Consider the following 18,004-nt stretch of genomic DNA (forward strand, 5'->3'; position numbering starts at 1 on the left):
ACCCAGCACCGCCCTACAGCATGCTCTCGCGCAGCGCGGCCAGTTCCTCGTCCGCCTCGGCCTCGGTCAGATCCCGTACGTCGCCGGGTCCGCTCGGCGCCTGCTCGTCCGCCGGCTCCGGCGCGTCCGGAACGAGCCGGCCGTCGACGAAGGCGGCCAGGGGACGTACGGCCGGGTGGTCGAAGAGCGTGGAGGCGGGCAGCGGGATGCGGAACACCGCCTCCAGAGCGTTCTTCAACTCGACCGAGGCGAGGGAGTCCAGGCCGAGGCTCACGAACGGGGTGTCGGGATCGACGTCCTCCGCGCTTTCGTACCGCAGCACCTCCGCGACCTTGGCGCGCAGCAGCTCCCGCAGCGCGGCCTCGCGCTCCGGCTTCGGCCGGGACAGTACGGTGTCCAGGTCGACCTCGGGCGCGCGCGTCCTCCCCCTGTCGCCCGACAGCAGGTCCTTGAACAGCGCGTTGGTGAACGGCTGGGCGGCGCTGTACGCGTCCCAGTCGAACGTGCCGACGACCGTCTGGGCGTGCGGGCGGTCGAGCGCCGTGAACAGGGCGCGCAGCGCGGTGCCGGGCTTCACGAACTTCAGTCCCCGCTCCTCGATGCCCTTGATCTGCTGGGCGGTGAGCGAGGCGGCCATGCCGATCTGCGCCCAGGGACCCCAGTTGACACTCAGGCCCGGTAGTCCGGCGGCGGACCGCCACTGCATGAGGACGTCCAGGTAGGCGTTGCCCGCCGCGTAGTTGGCCTGCCCGGCCGCGCCGAGGACCGAGGCGATCGAGGAGTAGCCGACGAAGAAGCGCACCGAGGGCACGGACGCGACCGCCCGGTGCAGCAGCCATGTCCCGTACACCTTGGCCCGCAGGACGGTCTCCATGCTGTCCCAGGTCTGGCCCGCCAGCGGTGCGTCGGCGAGGACGCCCGCGGCGTGCACGACGCCGCCGAGCGGGGCGGGCCCGTCGGTGAGCGCGCCGATGATCCGCTCGACGTCGGCGGAGTCGGCGATGTCGCCCCGGTGGACGCTGACCTCGACGCCGTCGCCGAGTTCGGCGGAGAAGTCGGCCAGTTCCAGCGCGGTCAGCTGCCTGCGGCTGACGAGCGCCAGCCGGCGGGCACCCTGCTGCACCAGCTTGCGGGCGGTGGCGAGGCCGAGCGCGCCGAGACCGCCGGTGATCAGGTAGGTCTCCCCGTCGCTGATGCGGGCCGGCTCGGTCTGCCGCTCGTGCTCGTCGCGGAAGGCGATGACGACCTTGCCGAGGTTGGCGCCCCGGCTGAGCACCCCGAACGCCTCTTCGACCTCGTCGAGCGCGTACCCGACCGTCGGCAGCGCGCCGAGCCGGCCGGCCTCGACGTGGTCGGCCACCGTGCCCAGGATGTCCTTGTTCAGCAGGTCGAGTTCCTGCGGCGGCAGCTCGCTGAGATCGAAGTTGTGGTAGTCGACGTCGGGCCGTTCGGCGCGCATCTCCGCGGCGGACCAGATTCCGATCTTGCCGAGTTCGACGAACCTGCCGCCGTGCGCGAGAGTGCGCAGACCGGCCGGGATGTAGTCCTTGTTGAGGCTGTTGAGGACGATGTCGACGCCCTCGCCGCCGGTGGCCTCGAGTATCTCGTCGGCGAAGTCGAGGGTGCGCGAGTTCATGATGTGGCGCACGCCCTGGGAGCGCAGCAGCGGCCACTTGCGGGGGCTCGCGGTGGCGTACACCTCCGCGCCCGCGAGCCGTGCGAGCTGTACGGCCGCCTGTCCGACACCGCCCGCGGCGGCGTGGATCAGCACCCGGTCCCCGGCCTTGATCTTCGCCAGGTGGTGCAGGGCGTGGTACGCGGTGACGTACGCGGCGGGCAGCCCGGCCGCCTCGGTGAAGGTGAGGCTCGCGGGCTTGCGCACCACGACGGTGGACGGCACCGTGACCCGGCGCCGCATACAGCCGATCCGGCTGATCACGACCTCGTCGCCGGGCCGGAACTCCGCGTCGGGCCCTGCCGCGACGACCGTGCCGGCGGCCTCGAAGCCGAGGGGCAGCGGCTCGTGCGGCAGTCCGTTGTCGAGGGCGTACTGGCGCAGCATCCCGAGGGCGTTGAGGACGTCCTTGAAGTTCAGGCCCGCGGCGTGGACCTGGACGGTGACCTCGTCGCCGGCCGGCTCCCGGTCCTCGACCGGCACCGGACGGACCGCGGAGAACTGCCCGTACTCGGTGACGGACAGCTCGAAGTTGCCGTCCGCGTCCGCCGCGGCGGCCGCGGGCAGCAGGCGCTTGACGTGGCGGATGCCGCCCCGGTACGCGATCTGGAAGTCGCCGCCGACGCCGTCGCCGGCCAGCAGTTCGTCGACCAGCGACTGCGGGTCCGGGCCGGAGAGGTCGAGCAGGGTGGTGCGCAGCGCCGGGTACTCGTTGAGGAGTACCGCCCCGAAGCCCCACAGCGACGCGGCGGCCAGGATGTCCGACTCCGGGGAGCCGGTGCGGTCGCCCGGCAGCCACTGCGCCCCCTCGGTCACGAGCGTCACGCGCAGGTCACGGCCGGCGCCGAGACGTTCGGCGGCGTCGGTCAGGGTGAGCAGGTCGCGGTAGTTGTGCTCGGTCTCGGCACGCAGCCGTTGCTCGCCGCCGGCACCGGGCTCAGGGGTCCAGAACCAGCACAGGTCGGTGACCGCGGGGTGCTGGTCGAGCATCCGGACCGCGGTGGCCGCGTCCGGGGCGTGCAGCAGGGTCACGCCCGCCTCCGCCAGCCGCTCCGTCACCGCCGAGAGCGCGGCCCGGTCGTGGTGGACGGCCAGGACCTCGCGGCCCGGCGCGGCATCGGCGGCCGGGGGCAGCGAGCGCTTGAGCCAGCGGGGCCGCAGGAGCATCCGCTCGACGGGGTCGGCGGGCGCGCCGGCGACCCGCTTCAGTCGCACCCCCTCCACGGCGAAGACCGGGCGGCCGCCCTCCAGGGCCGCGATGTCGGCGGTGAGTTCGCCCGCCGTCCGGTCCGGTGTCACCTGGATGAGGATGCGCAGGTCGGCCTTGGGCCGCTTGAGGAGTTCGACGCGGTCGAAGCCGACGGGCAGATAGGTGCCGTCGAGGTCCACGGCCGCGCCGAGGGTCTGCATCGCGCAGTCCAGCAGCGAGGCCCGCAGCTGCTCGGGGGACGGGGTGTCCAGGCCGCGCAGCTCGCCGACCGCGAAGCCGTCCGGGTAGCGGTCGACCCCGAGGACGCGCCGGAACTCGGGCCCGTAGGGCAGGCCCAGGTCCGCGTAGCGCTCGTACAGGTCCTCGCCCTCGTGCCGTACCTGGCGGGTGCCGGGCTGCTCCGCCGCGGCGCGCAGCCGCTGGATCACGGCGTCCGGCGCGGTGCCGGGCCGGCCGTCGGGTACGGGGGCCAGGATCGCGGTGGCGTGGACGCGTTCGATGACACCGTCCCGGCCGTCGACGCGGCTGACGATCTCGACCGCGGCCGGGCCGTCGGCGGGGTCCCGGCCGGGCTCGGGGCGCAGCCGGGTGCGGACCTCGACCGGCTCGTCCTGCTTGAGGAACAGCGGCTCGAGAATGCGTACGTCCCGTACGGGCCGGGCGGTCTCGCCGTGGACCGCGTCCTGCAGGGCGAGGACGATCTCGACATAGCCCGCGCCCGGGAAGACGACCTGGTCCATGACGATGTGGTCGGCCAGATAGGCCGGGGCGCCCGGGTCCAGGTGCGTGACGAACTCGCGCTCGCCGGCCATGCGCTGGGCGGGGGTGGACACCTCCCGGCCCAGCAGCGGGTGGTGCACGGGGCCCGTGCCCGGGGCGGTCAGGGCCGCACGGGGGCGTGCTCCGGGCAGACGGTAGCGCTTCTTGGCGAACACATAGCCCGGCAGCGGTACGAGGCGGCCGCGGCGCTCCTGGTGGTAGCCGGTCCAGGAGATGTCCAGCCCCGCCTGGTAGGCCCGGGCGAGGGCGGTGCGGATCGCGCCCGTGTCGGTGTCGGAGCGGGCGGTGCTGGTCAGCCAGAGGTGCGCGGACGGGTCGCCGGTCTGCCGGCCCATGCCGGTGAGTGCGGCGGAGGGCCCGACCTCGATGAAGACGTGCCGCCCGCGGGCCTGTACGCAGGCCATTCCGGCGGCGAAGTCGACGGGTTCGGCGATGTGCCGTACCCAGTAGTCCGGGGTGCCGGCCTCGTCGAGGGTGGCGACCTGGCCCGTGAGGTTGGAGACGAAGCTCAGCCGCGGCTCGTGGAAGGCGATGTCGGCGATCGCCTCCCGGAAGGCGTCGAAGACCTCGCCCATGAGCGGGGAGTGGAAGGCGTGCGAGACCGGCAGGGCCTTGGTGCGCACGCCCCGCTCCGCCAGCCTCTCGGTGATCTCGGCGAGGGAGTCCCTGCCGCCGGAGACGACGCACTGCCGCGGGGAGTTGACCGCTCCGAAGCTGACGTCGGCGTAGTCCTCCAGCAGGGGCGCCACCTCCTCCGCCGCGGCGAGCACGGCGGTCATGCCGCCGGGGGCCCGGACGGACTGCATCAGCCGGGCGCGTGCGGCGACCAGCCGGACCGCGTCCTGAAGCGTGAACAGGCCCGCGAGCGCGGCCGCGGTGATCTCGCCGACGCTGTGGCCGAGGAGCACCGAGGGCCGCACGCCCCAGGACATCCACAGCCTGGCGGTCGCGTACTCCAGGCTGAACAGCGCGGGCTGGGTGTAGAGGGTCTGGTCGATCGTCTCCGCGCTGTCCGGCGCCTGACCGAACATGATCTCCTTGACCGAGCGGCCGAGCCGGTCGGCGAAGAGGCGGTCGCACTCGTCGAGGTGGCGGCGGAAGACCGGGTAGCGGTCGTACAGGGCGCGCCCCATGCCGACGTACTGCGAGCCCTGGCCGGTGAACAGGAACGCCACGGGCGCGTCCCGGAATCCGCTGTCCGCGGTGGATTCCTCGTCGCCGCGCTCCAGGTAGCCGGCGAGCAGCGCGTCCAGGTCGTCGCGGGAGGAGACCGGGGCCGCGAGCCGGGCGCCGAGGTGGGTGCGGCCGACGTTGGCGCTGTGGCACAGGTCCGTGACCGCGAGGTCCGGGTGGGCGGCGAGGAACGCACGGTGGCTCTCGGCCTGCGCCCGCAGCGCGGGGCGGTCCTTGGCGGAGAGGGTGAAGACGTCGGGGCCGCCGGCCGGTGCGGTGGGTCGCTCGGGCGTGGGCGGCGCCTGTTCCAGGACGACCGACGCGATCGTGCCCGCGAAGCCGAAGGAGTTGACCAGGGCCCGGCGGGGGCCGTCCGCCTCCCAGGGGCGCGGTGTGCCGGTCGGCACGGTCACCCGGTAGCGGTCCCAGGGGATGTGACGGGACGGCGTCTCCAGGTTGATGTGCGGGTAGATCGCCCCCTCCCGCAACTGGCACACGACCTTGGCGACACCGCCGACGCCCGCCGCGGCCTCCATGTGGCCGATGTTCGTCTTCACCGAGCCGACGACGAGCGGGGAGCCCCCTTCCCGCGAGCCGGCGAACACACTGTTGATGGAGCCCAGTTCGATGGGGTCGCCGAGGGAGGTGCCGGTGCCGTGTGCCTCCACGTACTGGATGTCGCCCGGTTCGAGCGCTGCGCTCTCCAGCGCGGCCCTCATCAGCGCGATCTGCGCCGTGCCGTTCGGGACGGTCAGGCCGCCGCTCTCGCCGTCCTGCCGGACGGCGGAGCCGCGTACCAGCGCCAGGATGGTGTCACCGTCGCGGCGCGCGTCCGTCAGGCGCTTGAGGACGAGCATGCCGGAGCCCTCGCTGCGGGCGTAGCCGTCGGCCGAGTCGTCGAAGGTCTTGCACCGGCCGTCGGGCGACAGCATGTTGGCGCGCGAGTAGACGACGTGGTTGCGCGGATGGTGGTTGACGTTCACACCGCCGGCCAGGGCGATGTCGCACTCGCGGCGGCGCAGCCCCTGCACCGCCAGGTGCAGGGCCACCAGCGACGACGAGCAGGCCGTGTCGACGCTCATGCAGGGGCCGCGCCACCCCAGGAAGTACGACAGGCGTCCGGCCGCGGCGCTGTGCGCCGTGCCGGCGGCGACGTGCGGGTCGAGATCCGCGGTGTCCAGCGCCTCGACTTCGATCGCGAAGTCCATCTGGCCGACACCCAGATACACCCCGCCGTTGCCACCGCGCAGTGTGTCGGGGTCGATGTGCGCGGACTCCAGCGCACGCCATGCCGATTCCAGCGCCCAGCGGTGCTGCGGATCGATGAACTCGGCTTCCTTGGGGGAAATATTGAAGAACTTCGGGTCGAATTCGTCGAATCCGGAGACGAATCCCCCACCGACCGCGAGAGGTCGTTTTCCGGCCGATTCCTCAGCGGCCTGGAGGGCTGCAAGATCCCATCGGTCGGGTGGCACGGGTCCGGTCCCCGAGCGCCCGTCGCGGAGGAACTCGGAGAAATGGTCGAGGGTTTCGTTGTCGCCCGGGAAACGGATGCCCATGCCGACGACGGCGATGGGCTCGTACTTCTCCAGAAGCAGCTCTTTGACCAGGGTGTCAGTGCGGGTGTCGGTCACCGGTACAGCTCCTTGAGCATGTCGTCGACCAGGTCCTTCGTGGACGGCCCCGCCTGCTCGGCGGCTGCCTGGGGGGCCGGCTCGGCGGCCGTGGCCGAGGGGAAGAACTCGGGGATGACCTCGGCGACCAGAAAGTCGACCAGGTGCCCCACCGTCGGGTGGTTGAAGAGATGAGCGGAGTCGAGCGGGCGGCCGATTTCCTTTTCCAGGCGCTGCCTGACGTCCGTGGCGCCCAGCGAGGTCAGACCGAGCTCGAAATAGCTCTGGTCATGGGGCAGTACGTCCGCCTCGTCCATCATGAGTTCACGCTTGAACTCCGCCACGACGAGCGACTCGAGCAGCGCCCTGCGCTCGGACGGCGGGATTTCGCTCAATTCCTGCAGCCATGGTGCGGACGATGTCATGCTGCTCCTCGAAGCCAGCGGATAAGGGGATTTCGATGACGGGGACGGAAGCGGACGGGATGGAAGCGGCCGGGGCGGACGACGCGGAACTCGCCGCGCGGCAGCGGGCGGAGGACCTGTACGCCACGGACCGGACGTGCGCGATGCTGGGCATCGCCCTGAAGGACGCCGGTCCGGGCCGGGCGACCGTGTGGATGCGGGTCGCCGAGACGATGGTCAACGGCCACGGGACGGCCCACGGGGGCTTTCTGTTCCTGCTGGCCGACGCGGCCTTCGCCTTCGCCTGCAACACCCACGGACCGGCGACCGTCGCGCAGGGCGCTCAGGTCACCTTCCTGCGCCCGGCCGAGCCCGGCGACGAGCTGATCGCCGAGGCGGTCGAGCGGAGCCGGTTCGGCCGCAGCGGTGTGTACGACGTCACCGTGCGCCGGTCGGACGGGACGGTCATCGCGGAGTTCCGGGGCCAGAGCCACATGCTGGGCAGGCCGGTCCGGCAAACGGGCTGAGCACGTCACTTCGGCGACCACTCCGGGTCACGGCCGAGGACCGCGAGCAGACGGTCCTCGGCGCTCTCCCGCCCGGTCAGGGCGAGCGGCGGCCGGAACGCCGCGCCGGGGCGCTCCCGCGCGGGCCCCTCGGGCACCTCCGTGCGGGCCACCTCGGCCGCGGCGTCGACGAGGTCCGCGTCGTACGCCGCCGGGATCCCGAGGGACGCCGCCACGTCCCAGCCGTGCACCACATAGTCGAGGAAGTGGAAGCTGATGGCGCGGGCAGCGGCAAACCGCATCTTCGGGTGGATCTCCGGCAGCCAGAAGTCCCGCTCCAGCACGCCGTCGGCGGCGAACGCGTCCAGGACCCTGCCGACGGCGTCGGCGTAGGCGCGCCCCGGGTCCTCCAGCGGCATCTCCTCCCACACCGACGTGTCGGAGGTCTCCCCCGCGGCGGCCGCGGCGAACCCCAGATGCTGCGCCGTCATATGGGCCATCAGCCGGCGCAGCGTCCAGCCCGCGCAGGGCGTGGGCGCGTCCCACTGGTCGTCCCGGACCTCCGCGACGATCTCGGCGCTGCGCAGCACCGCGCGGCGGTTGAGGTCCCGGATGTTCTCCTGGATGGTCATCGTCAGCCTTCCTTCGTGTCTGCGTTCTCGCGCCACCGGCGCCGGCCCGCTTCGGGCAGGGTGGAGATCGGGTCGTAGAACGGGTAGCGGCGTGTGAGCGCGTCCGGGTCGTCCAGCTCGATCCCGGTGCGGTAGTTCTTGGTCCAGTACGAGATACCCATCTCCCGGTCGTAGTCGGCGAGTTGGTGTACCCAGCGCTTGCCGACGTACGGCACGTCGCAGACGATCCGCGGGGTGGCGTAGCCCGGCAGGTAGCCCATGATCCGGTGCTGCAGCTCCTGCGCCTCCCAGACCGCGACCCGCCAGTGCTCGGCGTTGGGGATCATGTCGCACATGTAGAAGTAGTACGGCAGGATGTGCGCTTCGCCCTGCAGCACCATGCACAGGTCGAGCAGCGCCCTGGGAGTGGTGTTGACGCCGCGCATCAGTACGCCCTGGTTGCGAATGTCCCGGACGCCGACGTCCAGGGCCGCCCGCGCCGCCTCGGCCACCAGCGGGGTGACCGACTGGACATGGTTGACGTGGGTGTGCAGGGCGAGGTTGACCGACCGCCGGGCGGCCGTGCGGGCGACCCGCTCCAGGCCCTCGAGCACCTGCCGCTGAAGCCAGTGCTGGGGCAGGCCGGCCAGGGCCTTCGTGGCCAGCCGGATGTCCCGGACGCTCTCCAGGTCCAGCAGCCGCATCAGGAAGGACTCCAGGCGCGGCCAGGGGACGTTGGCAACGTCTCCACCCGAGACGACGACGTCGCGCACCCCCGGCGTGCGCTTGAGGTAGTCGATCATCTGGTCCTGCCGGTCGACCGGCTTCAGGGTGAGCTTGAGCTTTTCCACCTGCGGGGTGGAGCCGCCCACCAGGTCCATGCGGGTGCAGTGGCCGCAGTACTGGGGGCAGGTGGAGACCAGCTCGGCGAGGACCTTGGTCGGATAGCGGTGGGTCAGGCCCTCCACCACCCACATCTCGGCCTCGTGCAGCGAGTCCCGCTCGGCGTAGGGGTGACTGGGCCACTCCGGGTCGCGGTCGCTCGCCACCGGCAGCATGTAGCGGCGGACCGGGTCGGCGAGGAGGGTCTCGGTGAACGCCACCGGTTCGGCCGGTGCGTACGGCGCCATGGTGTTGAGCATCTGCGGCGTGAGCAGCATGGACATCGTCGCGAAGCGCCTGCGGTCCTCCTCCAGGTCCTCGTAGAAGCGGTCCTGGAGTAACGAGCCCATCACGGCCCGCAGTTGCCGGGGAGTCTTCACACAGTGGGCACGCTGCCACTGGGCGTCGCGCCACTGCTCCGGGGTGATGTCGCGCCAGCCCGGCAGGCGCCGCCAGTCGGGCTCCACGGGGATCGTGCGCTCGTACTCGTACGGCTGCTGGGCCGCCAGTATGCCCGGCGCCGTTTCCGTCAGGGCTTCCATCTCAATCCTCAGCGTTCGACGTGGACCGGGCTCGGTGGCGGTGGAGCACGCGCTCCACCAGTTCCTCGGCCGCCCCCAGGTAGTTGGCGGGGTCGAGCAGGTCGGACAGCTTGGTGCCGTCGCGGAGTTCGGCGGGCAGGTCGGGCGCCGCCGCCAGTACCTCCTCGAAGGAGCGGCGGGTGGCGACGGCTTCGCGCGCGACGTCGGCCAGCAGCCGTTTCGCGGCGGCCTTGCCGAGCAGTGGCGCGAGGACGGCGTTCAGCCGCTCGGAGACGACGGCGCCGCCGGTCAGGTGCAGGTTGCGGAGCATGCGGTCGGGAAAGACGGTGAGCCCCTCGGCGAGTTCGGCCGCCGTGCGGGCGGCGCCCGTGGCCAGCCGCAGCGCCTCACGCAGGGGCTGCCACTCCGACTGCCAGCCGCCCGGGGAGCGTTCGTCCTCGGCGAGCAGGCTCTGCCCGAGAACGAGGGCGTGAGCGGGTGCCTGCCGGGCCGCGGACACGATCATCGTGGCGAGTACGGGGTTGCGCTTCTGCGGCATCGCGGAGGACGCGCCGCTGCCTTCGGGTCCCGGTTCCGCTGCCTCGTCCACCTCGGTGCGGGTCATCCCCAGGACATCGGTGGCGAACTTGCCCAGGCCGCCGGTGACGGCGACCACGGCCCACCCCAGGTCGGCGAGCGGAGTACGGGCGGTGTGCCAGGGCGCCTCCGGTGCGCGCAGGCCCAGCTCCGCGGCGAACGCTGTGGTCAGTGCGGCCGCGTGACCTGCCGGGTCGACGTCGGCCAGGCGCGCGTACTCCGAGTAGGCGGCGAGTGTCCCGGCTGCGCCGCCGAGTTGGGCGGGCAGCGCGGCGCGCACCTGGCGGACCCGGTCACTCGCGTCCAGTACCAGGGTGAGCCAGCCTGCGGCCTTGAGCCCGAAGGTGACCGGGACGGCGTGCTGGGTGAGCGTACGGCCGGCCAGGGGCGTGGCGGCATGCTCGGCGGCCAGCCGCGCCAGCGCGTCGGCCGTCCGGCCCAGGTCGGCGTCGATCCGGGTCAGGGCCCGGGCGGCGAGCAGCATGGCGGCGGAGTCCAGGATGTCCTGGCTGGTGCCGCCCCGGTGCACGAACTCGGCGGCCCCCGGGTCCCGTTGGGCGACGGCGTCCATGAGGGTCCGGACGAGTTCGACGACCGGATTGGCCGAGCCCCGGGCACGGCGGGCGAGCCGGACGACATCGACGGGCCGGGACCGTACGGCGGCCTCGATCGGAACCACGGCCCACTCGGGCACCACCCCGAGCCGGGCCTGAGCCCGCGCGAGCGCCACCTCCACCTCGAGCATGGCCGCGACCCACGCCTCGTCCGACAACGCCTCCCCGCAGCCCGCCCAGACCGGGGACAGCACACCGGCGTCGGGACCGGGTGCGTCTTCGCCGGGCGGGTGTTCTTCCGGTCGGGGGCCGGCCGTGTGCCGGGGGGTCTCCTCGTACGCGGGGCGCTCTTCGAGAGCGTGCCGGGAGTCGGTGCGGTGGGCTGGGTCCATCGTCAGTCTCCTTCGACGGTGGCGAGGGGCTCGGCGATCCGCTGGGGCCCTGCGTCCGCTGCCAGGCAGGCCCGGGCGATGGCGTCGGCGTCGCCGAGGATGACCGAGTCGGAGCCGGGTCTGATGCCGGCCGCGGTGGCCCAGTGGATGGACTCGGTGGGGACGCCGAACGCGAAGCGGCGCGGGTGTACCGCCCCCGATGCCTCCACCAGTCGGTACGGCTTCTGCGTGACCGTCAGCCCGCCGGTGCGGTGGCTCCGCCGCGCGGGGCCGGGGATCGTGTAGGCACGCGCGGCGCCCTGCGCCATGAGGTCCCGCAGCAGCGGATCCCTCGTCGTGCGCACGTCGACCTGCGGCAGGCGTGCCTCGATGAGCGTCGACACCTCCTGCTCGGAGCCGGGAACACGGGGCGAGCGCACGAGGAACGCCTTGCCCTCGGGTGAGGTGCTCACCGTCATGCCGGGGCCGACGACGTGCAGGACGCCGGCCTCGATGAGCGCGGCCATCTCCTCGATGCGGCCGAGCGGCGGCCCGATGGAGACGTACGCGTTCAGCGGCGTGTACCAGGACTCCATGTCGTCGCGGTAGGAGTCGCCGGTGATGCCGGAGTGGTCGACGACGAGCCGCACCTCGTTGCGCAGGTCGCGCATCACGTCCAGGGCGGCCTTCAGGGGACCCCGGACATTGCCCTGGCGCGCCTCCTCGACATCCCGGCGCAGGTAGCCGAGGAGCCAGTCGCGGAACTCGGACACGTCCGCGAACTCCCGGTCACCGTAGGGACGGGCGATGCGGTCCCAGTCCCAGCGCTGGGCGTCGGCGACGCCGAACCGCCGCAGCAGCAGCCGCTCGGCCTTCGCCGGCCCGGCCCCGCCGCCGCCCGTGTCGGTGCCTACGGCCGCACCGTACTCACCGAGGAAGACGTCCGCGTCGTACCGGCCACGCGTCTGTGCGATCAGCGCGTGGTAATAGACGGCCCGGACCTCCAGGTCGACCAACGGCCACACATCCCGGCTGAACCCGACCGGCTCGCCCGCACCGCGCCGCGCCCGCAGCCGGCCGATGACCTGCTCGGTCAGGAACAGCGGATGGTGCCTCCCGGTGGCTCCCTTCTGGTTCTCGCCACGGGCGTGGTACGGCACACCCCGCCGGGAGCCGGCGACCAGTACGGGCTCGCCGCCGGAGCGCTGGTAGCGCAGCGTGCCGTGCTCGCGGACGAAGGAGCCGCCGCGCCCGGTGGTGAGGAGGGCCATGTGGTCGAAGAAGTTCAGCCCCATACCCCGCAGGGCGACCCGCTCCCCCGGGGCGATCCCGTCCAGCGCGGCCTCGGCCGGATTGCCGGGCGGGATGTAGCCGAGGCCGTGCTCCGCGGCGAAGGCGTCCAGTTCCCGCTCCTGCTCGGTCAGCGGCATGTCGACGTGGCCCAGGGCCAAAACGACGGCGTCCAGGCCGGTCAGCCGGGTGCCGTTGTCCAGCGCGACGGTCTGCGTTCCGCCGGGCTCGTCGCGGATCGTGAGGGCACGCGCGCCGTGCGGTTCGATCGCGATGTGCTCGGGGACCGTGCGCACCAGCCGGTCGAACACCCAGCCGAGATAGCGCCCGTACAGGGCCCGGGTCGGGTAGGAGTCCGGGCCGAGGCGTCTGGCCTCCTCGTACACGTGCGGCGGGTAGGGCACGAACGGCTCCAGCCGCTCGAGCAGCTTCGCCCACTCGTACAGGCTCGGGCCCCGGGAGATGGGGCCCTCGCAGGTCACGCTCTCGTCGGTGAACATCGTCACCTGTGAGGCGACGGTGTTCATCAGCAGCACCGAGGGCTGGCTCACCCGCCAGACGCGGCTGCCCAGACGCAGATACGGATCGACGAAGTGCACCACCGCCCGCTGTCCGGTGGCCGCGGCGTTGGCGCAGACGCGCTCCACGACGGACAGGCCTCGCGGCCCGGCCCCGATCACGCACAGGGTCGTTCCATCGCTCTCCAGCATGCGGAAGTTCATCCTTCGCTCGATGTGACGTCTTGGGACGGATCGGGGCCGGACCGGGGACGGGGACCTCAGCCTTGGGCCACCGCGCTGCCCGGGCCGGTGAGGAAGGTGGCCCAGCGGGTTCGCAGCTCACGCTTGAGGGCCTTGCCGGTGACCCCGGTGGGGAAGTCGGCGAGGTCGCGCGCGATGATCACGGCGGCGAGCGGCGGCAGTCCGGCCGCGGCGAGCTGCTTTCCGGCCTGCTCGCGCAGTTCGTCGGCGGAGGGCTCCGCCACCCCCGGCTGGAGCCGCACCACGGCGATCGGGCGGTGTCCCAGGCCGTCCGCCGCGGGCACTCCGACGACGGCGCAGTCCTGGATCACGTCGCCGCAGTCGGCGAGCAGCACCTCCTCGATGGGCAGGCTGTAGACCGGGCCCTCCTCGGTGTCGATGACATCCACGGTCCGGTCGAGGTGGTAGAAGTTGCCGTCCTCGTCCTTGCGGGCGACATCGCCGGTCAGCCAGTAGCCGTCGAGCTGGAAGCTGCGGGTCAGTGCGGGGTCGTTCCAGTAACCGGGGGTGAGCGAGGGGGTCTTGACGGCCAGCAGGCCGACCGTGCCGACGGGCACCTCGTGTCCCTCGGTGTCCAGGACCGCGGCCGCGGTGACGACCTCGGTGGGCTTGCCGACGCAGCGGTCGTTGCGCTCCGACTCCGGCGTGGTGACCTGCCCGAACAGGGCCATGCCCATCTCGGACGAGCCCAGTCCGTCGATGAACTGCGAGCCGGGCAGGGGCTCTTCGGAGCTGTGGTCGCGGGGCAGCAGCCACGGCTTGATCAGGCCCGCGGGGCGCTCCCCGAGCTGCACCAGCCGCCTGATGTGGCCGTAGTGGGCACCGTCGCCGGTGTTGAACCAGCTGTGCACCTTGGCCGCGCCCTTCACCGGCAGCTCACCCGTCGCCAACTCGACGAAGGTGCGCGGGAACGAGGCGACCATGGTCGGCTGGAAGGCCTCCATGACCGGTTCCACGACCGCCCTTCGCCAGTCGCCCATGACGACGGTGGGCAGCCCGAGAAGCGTGGCGGTCAGGAAGTAGCTGAGCCCGCCGGCGTGGGTGTGGGGCATGAGGGACATCAGCCGGTCCTGGGGCCCGGCCGGGAACCGCTCCATGCGCGGCTCCTTGCCCTCCCAGAACTGCCGGTGGGCGAGCATCGTCGACTTCGGGGTGCCGGTCGTGCCGGAGGAGTGGATCAGCGCGACCACCTCGTCCGCGGCGTGCTGGTACGGGTACACGTCCGGCAGCGCGCCGTCCTGCGGATCGTAGGCGCGGATCTCGGCGGCCGGCACGATGAAGCGCGGCCGGCGCCGGTTGCCGTCGGCGCGGTAGGCCGAGACCAGCCGGGTGGGGTCGTCGGCGACCAGGCCGACCGTGCCGACGTGGTCCATGTAGCGGATGGCGGTGCGCTCCGGCATGGCGTCGTTGATCATTGCCGGGATCGCGCCGAGGGCGGTCAACGCCAGGTAGTGAAGCAGCGGTTCGAGGCCCTCGGCGACGAACACCGCCACGGGATCGCCCGGCTTGACGCCGTTGGCCCAGTACCAGCGGGCGTACCGGTCGCGCAGGGCGGCGAGGTCGGTGAGGCTGTGGCCGCGCAGGACGACCTGGCCCCGATGGTCCGTGGAATGGCTGTAGGCGAAGGGGACGGTGTGGTGGGGGTTGGCCTCGAGGGCCTTCTGGAGGAAGTTGCCGGCGCCCAGGGTGGGGTCGGTCATGAACTGCTGTCGTATGGACAGGGGGGCGACGGGGCTGAGGTCGGTCACAGTGCACTCCCTGAGGTTGGGTGGTCGGCGGCGGCCTCGGCGGCAGCCCGGTGGCCGGAGCGGATGGCGCCTTCCATGAGCCCGAAGAACTCGGTGCTCGTCTCCGTGCCGGCCCAGTGGACGCGACCGTGCGGGCGGGTCAGACGGGGCCCCTGGGCGATCCAGTCGCCGGGACCGAACAGGGCGGCGTAGCAACCACGGCTGTAGGGCTCGTCCAGCCAGTTGGTGACGTGGAAGCCGATGGGCTCGGGCAGCCCGGGGAAGAGGCGGGCGGCCTGGGCGACGGCGGCGGCGCGCTGCTCGGCCAGGGGCAGCGCCGCGTACCGCTTGGCCTCCTCACCGGTGACGAAGCCGGTGAGGACGCCGACGCCGCCGGCGGGCGAGTCGTCGACCGTGGACAGCAGCGGTCCGTCCGAGCTGACCGACCACCCGGACAGGCCCATGTCCCGCCACAGGGGCGAGGGGTGGACGAGGTGGACCTTCACCGCGCAGCCGGGTGCCGTGCGGTCGCTGGAGCGCGGCGCGGGCAGGCCCGGCCGGAAGTCGATCCGGTCGGCGAGGACCGGCGGTACGGCGATGATCACCACATCGGCGCGGTGCGCGTCGCTCGCGGAGCGTACCGTGAAGCCGTCGTCGTCCTGCTCCACCCCCAGCACCGGTTCGGCGAGCCGGACCCGGTCGCCGAGCCGGGCGGCCAGCGCCTCGCACAACCGGTGGGCGCCGCCGTCGATCCGCGACTCCTGGGCGCCTCCGGCGAAGGCGTTGAGGTAGCGCAGGCCGCCTCCGGAGCGCAGATAGAACGCCATGTGCAGGACGGAGACGTCGGCGGGGGCGGCCGCCATCATCTCGCCGAGGAACAGCGGGAAGAACAGCCGGGCGTCGGGGTGGCGGAGGTTGTCCTCGGCCCACTCTGCGGCCGTGGTCGTGTCCAGTCGCTCCGCGTCCGGGGTCAGCCAGGGTGCGTCGACGCGCACCGCCCGCGTCACCTCGTCGAGCAGGTCGAACAACTCGCCCAGCGCGACCCCGCTCAGCGGTGGGAAGCGGCCCGGCACGCTCTGCGCGTCCGGGGTGCGCGTATCGCCGGTGGTGAGGGCGAACCGGCTGGCGCCGTCCATGGTGGTCGGCACGGCCTTCAGGTCCGTCTCGGCCATCAGCGCCAGCAGTTCCGTGTGCCGCTCACCCAGGTAGGCGGCGCCCGCGTCGGCCCAGTTGCCCTCCGCCACCTCGATGCCGTGCATCCGACCACCCACGCGGTCGCGCGCCTCCAGCACCCGGACGTCGACACCGCGTGCGGCGAGATCCGTGGCCGCGGTGAGGCCGGCCAGGCCCGCGCCGACGACGAGGGCCCTCATCGGGCCGCGCCCGCGATCTTCTTGGCCAGCGCGCCCGGAGTGGGCGCGTCGAGGAGGTCCTCGAACGACAGCTCCACGCCGTGCGCCCGGGCGACGGCGCTCAGGACGCGCGTCCCGAGCAGGGAGTCCCCGCCCAGCAGGAAGAAGTCGGAGTCCGCGGAGACACTGTCCGTCTCCAGCACGCGTTGGAAGATCTCGACTATGTCGTCAGCGCTCATCAACTGTCCTCTTCTGTGAATGCCGTTGATGCGTAAGTGCCGTTGATGCCGTGATGCGGGCCGGCGCCGAGCCGTGCGTCGCACGGGGGCGGCCGCCCCGGCCGGCGTACGGTGCCGTGCGTGGTTCAGTCCCCGGAGTGCGGCGGCGTGGCCGCGGGGGCGTGCCGGCGGTGGGTCGTGGCGCGGTCGACCTTGCCGCTGGCGGTGTAGGCGAGTTCGGGAACGACGGTGACCCGGTGCGGGACGAGATGGCCGGGCACGGTCTCGCGCAGATACGCGAGGACGTCCCGGGCGAGGGTGCCGGCCGCGCTGTCGTGCTGGGCGACGAGATAGGCGGCCATGGTGGTGCGGCCCGCGGTCTGCGTACCCACGACGGCCGCGGCGCCGACCGACGGGTGGGCGGTCAGGTGCGCCTCGACCTCTCCGGGGTCCACCCGGATACCGCGTACCTTGATCTCGGCGTCGAGCCGCCCCTCGTGGACGAGCAGGCCGTCGGGCCGTCGGCCGACGCGGTCGCCCGTGCGGAACCAGCGCTCGGGCCCGTCCGGGCCGTCGCGGGTGACGAAGCGCTCGGCGGTGACCTCCGGCAGGTTCCGGTAGCCGAGGGCCACCGAGGGCCCCGAGATGAGGAGTTCGCCGTCGTCGCCGATGCCGTCGCGCACATGCGGCAGCGGGGCGCCGATGGGCACCCGGCCGCTCTCGCCCCACCAGGCGCCGTCGCCCGGCGCCAGGGGGCCGTGCAGGTCGACGGCGTGGGTGATGAGGGTGGTCTCGGTGCAGCCGTAGGTGTTGATCAGCCGGATGTGCCCGGTGCCCAGGGCACGCCAGTCCGCGAGGCGGGCCGGACTGGCGGCCTCCCCGCCGATGACGACGGTCCGGACGGAGCCGGGCAGTGCCGTCCCCTCCTCCGCGAGGTGCAGCACGAGTTCGTGCCAGAAGGCGGTGGGCAGGTCCAGCAGGGTGACGCGCTCGGCGGCGACCGCCTTGAGCAGCCGGGAAAGGGAGCCGGTGTAGGCCTCGTCGTGGAAGACCAGCGTCGCGCCGGCGGTGAGGGCGGGGAGGATCTCCTCGAAGCAGGTGTCCCAGTTGAGTGACGCGAACTGAAGGACGCGGTCGGTGGGCGCGAGGCCGAAGAGGCCGCGCAGCGAGGCGACCGCGGAGTCGATGGCGCGCCGCGGGGTGAGGACCGGCTTGGGCGCGCCGGTGGAGCCGGAGGTGAAGAGCGTGTACGCCGGCCGCTCGGAATCCGCCGGTTCGGTGTCGGCGGGGGGACCGTCGTCGGACCCCGGGCCCGGGTCGGCGGCCAGAACGCGCCGGACGCCCTCGGTTCCCTCGGGCACCGTGGCCCCGGGCCGGGCCGCGATCACGGTCGTGCACCCGGCGGCCTCCAGCAGGGCCCGCTGCCGGGCAGCGGGGAACGCCGGGTCGACGGGGCAGTAGGTGCCGCCGGCGGCGAGCACGGCCAGCAGGGCCGTGACGGTCGCCGGCGACCGGTCGGTCAGCACTCCGACGACCCCGGGCGACGGGCCGAGCCGCGCCGCTGTCCTACGCACCCGGCGCAGCAGCTCCGCGTAACTCAGTTCATGCCCGTTGTGGGAGATCGCCGACTCGTCGGGAAATTGACGGGACACCCCTGTCAGGATGCCGATTAAGTCCGCCATCAGAATCGCTTTCCATTAGGCGCCACGGCGGCTATTCGAGAGGATTAATAAATCCATGAATTAACTCTCAGTGAGGT

At 72.7% G+C, this 18,004-nt stretch carries 11 protein-coding genes; 1 reads left to right on the forward strand and 10 read right to left on the reverse strand.

Annotated features, from left to right (window positions below; translation table 11 throughout):
* Positions 1–13: 13 nt before the first annotated feature.
* Together ACIP94_RS25750 and ACIP94_RS25755 are read right to left on the reverse strand one after the other, a co-directional pair.
* Positions 14–6,472: an SDR family NAD(P)-dependent oxidoreductase gene (locus ACIP94_RS25750; protein ID WP_402430120.1), complete on the reverse strand. Its 6,459-nt coding sequence runs from the start codon at positions 6,470–6,472 to the stop codon at positions 14–16.
* A complete protein-coding gene (locus ACIP94_RS25755) occupies positions 6,469–6,876 on the reverse strand; it encodes an acyl carrier protein (RefSeq protein WP_402430123.1) in 408 nt (135 codons plus the stop codon). The genes ACIP94_RS25750 and ACIP94_RS25755 overlap by 4 nt, the downstream gene beginning before the upstream one ends.
* Before the next feature lie 59 nt (positions 6,877–6,935).
* On the opposite strand from ACIP94_RS25755, the gene paaI reads away from it, so the two are divergent.
* The gene (paaI, locus tag ACIP94_RS25760) at positions 6,936–7,382 is read left to right on the forward strand and encodes a hydroxyphenylacetyl-CoA thioesterase PaaI (RefSeq protein WP_402430280.1); all 447 of its coding nucleotides are present in this window, start codon (positions 6,936–6,938) and stop codon (positions 7,380–7,382) included.
* Between the two features lie 5 nt (positions 7,383–7,387).
* Here the strand turns inward: paaI and ACIP94_RS25765 are convergent, their stop codons facing one another.
* The 8 genes from ACIP94_RS25765 to ACIP94_RS25800 all read right to left on the reverse strand — a co-directional run bounded on the left by ACIP94_RS25765 (position 7,388) and on the right by ACIP94_RS25800 (position 17,927).
* Entirely contained in the window at positions 7,388–7,993 is a 606-nt protein-coding gene (locus ACIP94_RS25765) for a TIGR03086 family metal-binding protein (protein WP_402430126.1), read from the reverse strand.
* Between the two features lie 2 nt (positions 7,994–7,995).
* On the reverse strand, positions 7,996–9,396 hold the full coding sequence (locus ACIP94_RS25770; RefSeq protein ID WP_402430129.1) for a KamA family radical SAM protein: 1,401 nt from the start codon (positions 9,394–9,396) through the stop codon (positions 7,996–7,998).
* Between the two features lies 1 nt (position 9,397).
* Entirely contained in the window at positions 9,398–10,918 is a 1,521-nt protein-coding gene (locus tag ACIP94_RS25775) for an adenylosuccinate lyase family protein (protein ID WP_402430132.1), read from the reverse strand.
* 2 nt (positions 10,919–10,920) lie between these two features.
* Complete coding sequence (locus ACIP94_RS25780) at positions 10,921–12,897, reverse strand: FAD/NAD(P)-binding protein (protein WP_402430135.1); 1,977 nt, start codon at positions 12,895–12,897, stop codon at positions 10,921–10,923.
* A 68-nt stretch (positions 12,898–12,965) separates the two neighbouring features.
* Positions 12,966–14,696, reverse strand: a complete 1,731-nt coding sequence (locus ACIP94_RS25785) for a class I adenylate-forming enzyme family protein (RefSeq protein WP_402430138.1) — start codon at positions 14,694–14,696, stop codon at positions 12,966–12,968.
* A complete protein-coding gene (locus tag ACIP94_RS25790) occupies positions 14,693–16,048 on the reverse strand; it encodes a flavin monoamine oxidase family protein (protein WP_402430141.1) in 1,356 nt (451 codons plus the stop codon). Before ACIP94_RS25790 ends, ACIP94_RS25785 begins: the two co-directional genes overlap by 4 nt.
* Positions 16,045–16,266, reverse strand: a complete 222-nt coding sequence (locus ACIP94_RS25795; protein ID WP_402430144.1) for an acyl carrier protein — start codon at positions 16,264–16,266, stop codon at positions 16,045–16,047. The genes ACIP94_RS25790 and ACIP94_RS25795 overlap by 4 nt, the downstream gene beginning before the upstream one ends.
* A gap of 125 nt (positions 16,267–16,391) precedes the next feature.
* Positions 16,392–17,927: an amino acid adenylation domain-containing protein gene (locus tag ACIP94_RS25800; protein WP_402430147.1), complete on the reverse strand. Its 1,536-nt coding sequence runs from the start codon at positions 17,925–17,927 to the stop codon at positions 16,392–16,394.
* Positions 17,928–18,004: the final 77 nt, after the last annotated feature.

Source organism: Streptomyces sp. NPDC093261 (genome assembly GCF_044753645.1).
Lineage (GTDB): Bacteria > Actinomycetota > Actinomycetes > Streptomycetales > Streptomycetaceae > Streptomyces.

Bases quoted from the DNA above. Each gene is read 5' to 3' on its own strand.
- ACIP94_RS25800 (WP_402430147.1), bottom strand. From the start codon at position 17,927: ATGGCGGACTTAATCGGCATCCTGACAGGGGTGTCCCGTCAATTTCCC.
- ACIP94_RS25770 (WP_402430129.1), bottom strand. From the start codon at position 9,396: ATGGAAGCCCTGACGGAAACGGCGCCGGGCATACTGGCGGCCCAGCAG.
- ACIP94_RS25765 (WP_402430126.1), bottom strand. From the start codon at position 7,993: ATGACCATCCAGGAGAACATCCGGGACCTCAACCGCCGCGCGGTGCTG.
- ACIP94_RS25795 (WP_402430144.1), bottom strand. From the start codon at position 16,266: ATGAGCGCTGACGACATAGTCGAGATCTTCCAACGCGTGCTGGAGACG.
- paaI (WP_402430280.1), top strand. From the start codon at position 6,936: ATGGAAGCGGCCGGGGCGGACGACGCGGAACTCGCCGCGCGGCAGCGG.
- ACIP94_RS25780 (WP_402430135.1), bottom strand. From the start codon at position 12,897: ATGCTGGAGAGCGATGGAACGACCCTGTGCGTGATCGGGGCCGGGCCG.
- ACIP94_RS25775 (WP_402430132.1), bottom strand. From the start codon at position 10,918: ATGGACCCAGCCCACCGCACCGACTCCCGGCACGCTCTCGAAGAGCGC.
- ACIP94_RS25755 (WP_402430123.1), bottom strand. From the start codon at position 6,876: ATGACATCGTCCGCACCATGGCTGCAGGAATTGAGCGAAATCCCGCCG.
- ACIP94_RS25790 (WP_402430141.1), bottom strand. From the start codon at position 16,048: ATGAGGGCCCTCGTCGTCGGCGCGGGCCTGGCCGGCCTCACCGCGGCC.